Source organism: Saccharomonospora saliphila YIM 90502, assembly GCF_000383795.1.
In the GTDB taxonomy this organism is placed as follows: Bacteria; Actinomycetota; Actinomycetes; order Mycobacteriales; family Pseudonocardiaceae; genus Saccharomonospora; species Saccharomonospora saliphila.
In genome coordinates, this window is sequence record NZ_KB912709.1 from 4920 (window position 1) to 7830 (window position 2911).

The following is a 2911-nucleotide window of genomic DNA, read 5'->3' on the forward strand; positions in this document are numbered from 1 at the left end:
ACGCCTCACCCGTCCGGCAGTGGCTCGCGTTGGCCGGTCAGCTCGCTCTCGGCGTGGCCGGCGGCGCGGGGGTGTGGCTGGCGTTCAACTGGCTGTGGGGCCAGATGCCCGCCGCCGCGCTCATCGCGGCGGTCGTGGTGACCGTCGCGCTGGTGTGGGTCGTGCGCAAGGTCCGGCGTGCGGAGGACACGCAGACCACCGTGCTGGCGATGCTCGTCGGCCTGGTGGTCACGGTGTCTCCCGCGGCGCTGCTGCTCGTGTCCAGGTAGCACGTGCCTGGGTCGATTCCTGTCGCGCTGTCCACGGCGTCGGTGTGGCCCCTACGCGCCGGGGAGGGCTTCGAGCTGGCCGCCGAGCTGGGCTACGACGGCGTCGAGGTGATGGTCTGGGCCGATCCGGAAAGCCAGAGCGTGTCGGCGTTGCGCAAGCGCAGTGCCGACACCGGCGTTCCGGTGCTGTCGCTGCACTCCCCCTCGCTGCTGATCACCCAGCGGGTGTGGTCGCCCGACCCGATCGTGCGGTTGCGCCGGTCGGTGGACGCGGCGGGCGAGCTGGGCGCGGGGACCGTGGTCGTGCACCCGCCGTTTCGCTGGCAGCGCCGCTACGGCGAGGCGTTCGCCGACCTGGTGACCGAGCTCGAGCGTGACAGCGGTGTGGACATCGCGGTCGAGAACATGTTCAAGGTCCGGCCTCCCGGAGCGAGCCGGAACAGCCGCGTGTCGGCGTTCCGGCCCTCGATCGACCCCACCGACGTCGGCTACGCGCACTACACGCTGGACGTCTCCCACGCGGCGGCCGCGGGCATGGACGCGCTGGAGCTGGCCGACCGGATGGGCTCGGGCCTGAGCCACGTGCACCTGGCGGACGGCACCGGGGTTCCCAAGGACGAGCACCTCGTGCCCGGTCGTGGGCACCAGCCGTGCGCCGCACTGCTCGAACGGCTCGCCACCGGTGACTACGGCGGGGCGGTGGTGCTCGAGGTCAACACGCGGGGCGCGAAGTCACCGGCGCGGCGGGTGAAGGACCTCGCCGAGGCACTGCTGTTCACGCGTCTGCATCTGGGCCAGTAGGGACACGGAGTCGCGGGTGTTGCCCGTGTGGGGCACGGCCGACCCGTAGAGTTTGCCTCTGTGGAGCCGTTGCGTTCGTTGATTCTCGCTGCCGCGGACAGTGACGCGATCCGCCGAGCGGTCGCGACAGCGCCCGGCACCCGGGGCATCGTCGCCCGGTTCGTCGCGGGGGAGACCGTGGCCGACGCGCTCGCCGCCGTCCGCTCGCTGGCCGCCGACGGCCGGTACGCGACGTTGGATCACTTGGGGGAGAACACCAGCGATCCCGGGGTCACCGAGGACACCGTACGGACCTACGAGCGGCTGCTCGACGCCCTGCGCGCCGAGGGGCTGGCGGACGCGGCGGAGGTCAGTGTCAAGGTGTCCGCGGTGACCGTGGCCCGGGACGAGGAGCTGGCCCTGCGCAACGCGCGCCGGATCTGTGCGGCCGCCCAGCGGTGCGGCACGACCGTGACCATCGACATGGAGGACCACACCGCCACCGACGCCACGCTGCGGCTCGTCGAGACGCTGCGGCAGGAGTGGCCCTGGGCCGGGGCCGTCCTCCAGTCCTACCTGCGGCGCACCCCGGCCGACGCCGTGGCGCTGTCCGGCGCGGGTTCGCGGGTGCGGCTGTGCAAGGGCGCCTACGCCGAACCCGCCGACGTCGCGTTCACGACCGGCCACGAGACCGATCTCGCCTATGTTCGGTGTGCCAATATCCTGCTTGAGGGGGTGCCTACGCGATGTTCGCCACGCACGATCCACGGCTGGTGGCCGTGCTGCGCGAGCGGACGCGTCGGTACGGGCGTGAGCAGGGCAGTTACGAGTACCAGATGCTGTACGGGATCCGGCCGGACGAGCAGGTCCGGCTGGCCGCGGAAGGGGAGACCGTGCGTGTGTACGTGCCGTTCGGTGAGCAGTGGTACGGATACCTGATGCGGAGGCTGGCGGAACGCCCCGCGAACACGGCCCTGTTCCTGCGCGCGTTGGCCAGCCGTTCGTGACCACGGACGACCACGAACCGGCGTCCCTGCGTGCGGCCTGCCAGGTGCGCTCGCTGCGGGACGGGACGTTCACGGCCGGTCTGCGCTCCGAGTGGTCCATCGGCAACCACCCGCACGGTGGTTTCCTGCTCGCGCTCCTGGCCAGGGCCGCGGTCGTCGCGCTCGCCGAGCGCGGTGAGCCGCGCATGGAACCACTGGCGGTCAGCGCCGAGTTCCTGCGCCCTCCCGCGATCGGCCCCGTGCTGTTGCGCACCGACGTCCGCAAGCTCGGACGGCGGGCCACGGTCGTGTCGGTGGGCCTGGAACAGCGCGGGCGGAGCTGCGTGGAGGGGCGCGTCACGCTGGGCAGGCTCCCGGTGCGCCCGCCGGTGTGGAACGACGGGCCCGTGATGGCGGCGGAACCGCCCCCGGACGCGGTGACGCTGAGCGACCAGACCTCCGAGGGCGTGTTCCACCTGGCCCGTGGTTGCCACGTGCGGCTGGACCGCGCGACCGCCGGATACCTCGCCGGGCGGGACGGTGATCCGCCGAGGATGCGGTTGTGGACCCGTCCCCGGGACGGAGAGCCGGACCCGTACTTCGCGCTGCTGGCCTGCGACATCAATCCGCCCGTGGTGTTCAACCTCGGTAGCTCCGGGTGGGCGCCGACCGCGCAGATCACCGCGCTGGTGCGCGCCCGGCCCCAGCCCGGCTGGCTACGGGTGCGGGCCGAGAGCATGTCGGTGCAGGAGGGGTGGTTCGACTCCGACGCCGTCGTGCTCGACGCCCACGGCCGGATCGTGTGCCAGGCGCGGCAGCTCGCCCTGTCCCCGCTGCCGTGATGCCGTCAGGCCGGCCGCCGGTGCGCGCTGCCCG

The 2911-nt window shown here is 72.8% G+C and carries 2 protein-coding genes and 2 pseudogenes; all 4 read left to right on the forward strand.

Annotated elements, in window-relative coordinates; translation table 11 throughout:
• Positions 1 to 269 (forward strand): annotated as a pseudogene (locus tag SACSA_RS23555) (hypothetical protein); the annotation flags it as partial.
• Between the two features lie 3 nt (positions 270 to 272).
• Positions 273 to 1070, forward strand: coding sequence for a sugar phosphate isomerase/epimerase family protein (locus SACSA_RS0117415; protein ID WP_019819018.1), 798 nt, complete (start codon positions 273 to 275; stop codon positions 1068 to 1070).
• A gap of 60 nt (positions 1071 to 1130) precedes the next feature.
• Positions 1131 to 2056: pseudogene (locus SACSA_RS0117420) on the forward strand (proline dehydrogenase family protein).
• Positions 2053 to 2877, forward strand: a complete 825-nt coding sequence (locus tag SACSA_RS0117425; protein ID WP_019819019.1) for a thioesterase family protein — start codon at positions 2053 to 2055, stop codon at positions 2875 to 2877. Before SACSA_RS0117420 ends, SACSA_RS0117425 begins: the two are co-directional and overlap by 4 nt.
• The last annotated feature ends 34 nt before the right edge of the window (positions 2878 to 2911 follow it).